Origin of the sequence: Nitrosomonas sp. ANs5, from assembly GCF_050584665.1 — a bacterium.
In the GTDB taxonomy this organism is placed as follows: domain Bacteria; phylum Pseudomonadota; class Gammaproteobacteria; order Burkholderiales; family Nitrosomonadaceae; genus Nitrosomonas.
Window position 1 is genome coordinate 1 of sequence record NZ_JBEUDO010000108.1, and the last position, 3,363, is coordinate 3,363.

Consider the following 3,363-nt stretch of genomic DNA (forward strand, 5'->3'; position numbering starts at 1 on the left):
GACGCTAACCTCAGCATTGCTAGATAGATTGCTTCACCATGCCCATATCGTCCAGATCAGTGGTAACAGTTACCGGTTAAAAGGAAAAAGGACAGCAGGTGTTTTACCAGCCACTGAAGCAACAACAAACTAATCAGTGAAAAAGCCAGGAGTGGGGCAAATTTAAATTGCCGCTTTTATTAGTAAGCGGGTCAAAATTAAATTGTCGTTGACAACAGGGTAACTCCTATTCCTACCGCAACTCTTATATCTATACTTCGTTACCCATATTATAAAAGGTATTCAATCTGGTAGACCATATAATTTCCATATCTGTAATCTACGTTACACCTCCTGTGTGACGTATTCTCGCAGCTAAAGCTGACCGCTTAAAGCCGGTGGCTTTAACCTTATGATGAACTATAAATTTTTTTTAGCTTTACGTGTGCTTCCGTACAGATACCGCTCGATCTTACTGCTAGGATGCATTCTCCTCTTACAGAGGGATGACGAATTCATGAATATCGCTAACGAATCCTTGCTACAACACTTGTGATTAGGAAATTTGTTAGTGATGAGGCTTTAAATTATATTAGCAATTAATTAACAGGTGAATTGCGGTTCTTTTAAAGGCTCCACTAAATTAGTGATTTTTTGAAGCGCTTTATTGCGTGTCGATAAATTAATCAATAGGAGTTGAAACATGATACATCGTAAATTTCTTTCCAACTTAACTTACCTGATTGGTCTCAGCTTTTTATTAACTTGTGTGACTGCACAAGCTCAGCAGGATTGGGAGAAAGACACTAATTCTGGTACAAGCAGTGACCGGCCTTCCCGGGCTGACACTGACCAGTCTTCTCGTAATGGCGGTAAAGTTGAATTTGGCTCAACCAACGTTGCTTACGATATAAACGCCAAAAAACTTATGGATATGAATGTCGTCGGTCAAGATGGCAAGAAGCTAGGCAAAGTTGATGACTTGATATTGAGCAAAAAAGACAAAATCGTTCATGCAATAGTGTCGGTTGGAGGTATGCTCGGCGTTGGTGGAAAATTGGTTGCCGTACCATTTCAGGACATGAACATAAACAAAGCAAAAGAAGAAGCTATCATTGGTCTTTCTGAGCAAGAGTTAGAAAAAGCACCTGAATTTAAATATGAGTATGTCCGTGACCGCCAATATCAGACAGACGAGCGTCCCGTAGAAAGTGGTACTGATGGCAAACACAGCGCAGCAAATATCGAGTACGACATAAACGCCAAAGCGCTTTTTGATTTTAACGTCGTCGATAGGAATGGCAAGAAATTGGGTGACATTGATGACTTGATATTGAGTAAAAAAGATAAAGCTACATATGCAATAGTGTCAGTCGGCGGTTTTCTCGGCATGGGTGAAAAATCGGTTGCCGTGCCATTTGATAGCTTACAAGTTAATAAACCAGATGAGAAAATTGTAATTGATGTTACCAAGGAACAATTAGAACAAGCGCCTGAATTTAAATTTAGAAACTAAGTTTTAATAGATCATCTACCTCCGGCTTGCCGGGGGTTTTTTTATATTTTATACGGATGTATCTTAGAAATTCTTTATCAAACGCACAGTCAGTATGGACCCGCGAAGCTCTAACTTCGTCACCATTTCTTAGTGGGCGCGGATGAAAACCTGGCCAACATCGGCTGATATAGTGTATACAGCGACTTATTCAGTGCACTCTAAACTCTGACACTTCTTCTATTAGTCGATCTTTTCATTGAGGGCATCACCCGCTTTTTCGGCCGCATCATCAATTTTTTCACCTACTGCTTCTGCTGAGTTCTTTTTTTCGCATGCGGGTAGTCCAGCAATCAAAATCATCGAAATTGCTATGACTATAAATTTTTTCCTGATTAGTTACTTCTCTCAGAAATCTTGTAAGATCTACAAGTTACGAAGAAACATAGCAAGATCAAAGGAGGATAACAATGGCGATGAATAAAATTCAGTTTCAGGCAGGCCCTGTCACTGCATGAATTTCTGCGTCAATATGGCACGGAAGCACAATGCGAAGCAGCATTGTTTGCTGCGAGGTGGTCACATGGCTGGGGATGCCTGCGCTGCGATGGAGAGCGATATTCCTGTACCCATAACGGTCGCAAGCTATGGGAATGCCTGGATTGCGGCTATCAATGTTCTTCAATTGTCGGCACCGTATTTGAGAATACCAAATTGCCGCTAAAGACCTGGTTTTTGGCCATTTACTTGATGACGCAAAGCAAGAATGCGGTCAGTGCATTGGAACTCAAACGCCAGCTGGGAGTAAGTTACAAAACGGCATGGTCGATCAAGCATAAACTGTTACAGACCATGCTGCTGCGCGAAGAGCAACGCCGTTTGGATGGACGCGTGGAGGTCGATGATGCTTATCTGGGAGGTGAAAGGCCGGGAAAGCGCGGCCGGGGCGCTGCAAGTAAGACGCCATTTGTCGCGGCGATACAAACAAACAGCGAAGGCAAGCCACTTTATATGCGCTTGACTCCCGTAGCGGGTTTTACATTTGAAGCGCTCAAACGGTGGTCGGCTGAATGTCTGTCATCTACCGCACGAGTCGTATCTGATGGTTTGGGGTGTTTCGGGGCTGTTACGCATACAGCCGCGCAGCATGAGCGCCATATTGTGGGAAGTGGCAAATCTGCTGTGCAGCGTGCCGAGTTTCGCTGGGTCAATACGCTCCTTGGCAATCTCAAGACTGCGCTCAGCGGAACATACCATGCATTCAATCACGCCAAGTACGCACAACGCTATCTTGCAGAATTCTCCTATCGCTTCAATCGCCGTTTTGATTTGGCTGCCATGGTGCCGCGATTGCTGCGCGCCGCCGCAACGACAAAACCTCTGCTACTCAGTATATTGAGGGTTTCTGAGTCAGGTAACTAATCAGGAATGTTTTTAAAATATTCATTTGTGTCTCTCCTTCAGTTTAATGGTCAGCCAAGAATGCGTCATACTTAGGCTGAATCAGCTGTGGGAAATCCTTGCACTATCCTGCCTATCGCCCGACCCCGTCAGTACAAACAGCTCAGGACAAAACCAATTTGCTCATGATATTCTTAGTTGTACAACAAATAAATGATGACCAGCACAAACGAAGAGGATAGCTTCCATCATAATTTACTCACACCGGGAATCAGCCTGGCATATTCTTCCTTAACCAACTGATAATCTTTGGTAACTTTTGCCTCCAGGCGAGATCTATCCAACACTGTGACACGCCCACGGCGGTAACGGATGATGCCAGCGTGCTGCAATCTGCAGGCAGCCTCGCTGATGCCTTCACGCCGCACACCAAGCATACTTGCTATCATTTCATGCGTACCGATCAGCTCAACTGATGATGTGCGATC

At 44.1% G+C, this 3,363-nt stretch carries 3 protein-coding genes and 1 pseudogene; 3 read left to right on the forward strand and 1 reads right to left on the reverse strand.

Annotated elements, in window-relative coordinates:
* The 3 genes and pseudogenes from ABTW62_RS13670 to ABTW62_RS13680 form a co-directional block, all read left to right on the forward strand.
* On the forward strand, positions 1-133 hold a 133-nt coding region (locus tag ABTW62_RS13670; RefSeq protein ID WP_430905129.1), incomplete at its 5' end, for an ATP-binding protein.
* 549 nt (positions 134-682) lie between these two features.
* Entirely contained in the window at positions 683-1,495 is an 813-nt protein-coding gene (locus ABTW62_RS13675; protein ID WP_430905127.1) for a PRC-barrel domain-containing protein, read from the forward strand.
* Positions 1,496-1,944: 449 nt separating this feature from the next.
* Positions 1,945-2,896: pseudogene (locus ABTW62_RS13680) on the forward strand (IS1595 family transposase).
* Positions 2,897-3,123: 227 nt separating this feature from the next.
* Here ABTW62_RS13680 and ABTW62_RS13685 read toward each other — a convergent pair.
* Positions 3,124-3,363, reverse strand: a 240-nt coding sequence (locus ABTW62_RS13685; RefSeq protein ID WP_430905128.1) for a Crp/Fnr family transcriptional regulator, incomplete at its 5' end; no start/stop codon positions are given.

Excerpts from the sequence above, each read along its gene's own strand:
- ABTW62_RS13675 (WP_430905127.1), top strand. The coding sequence starts at position 683 with ATGATACATCGTAAATTTCTTTCCAACTTAACTTACCTGATTGGTCTC.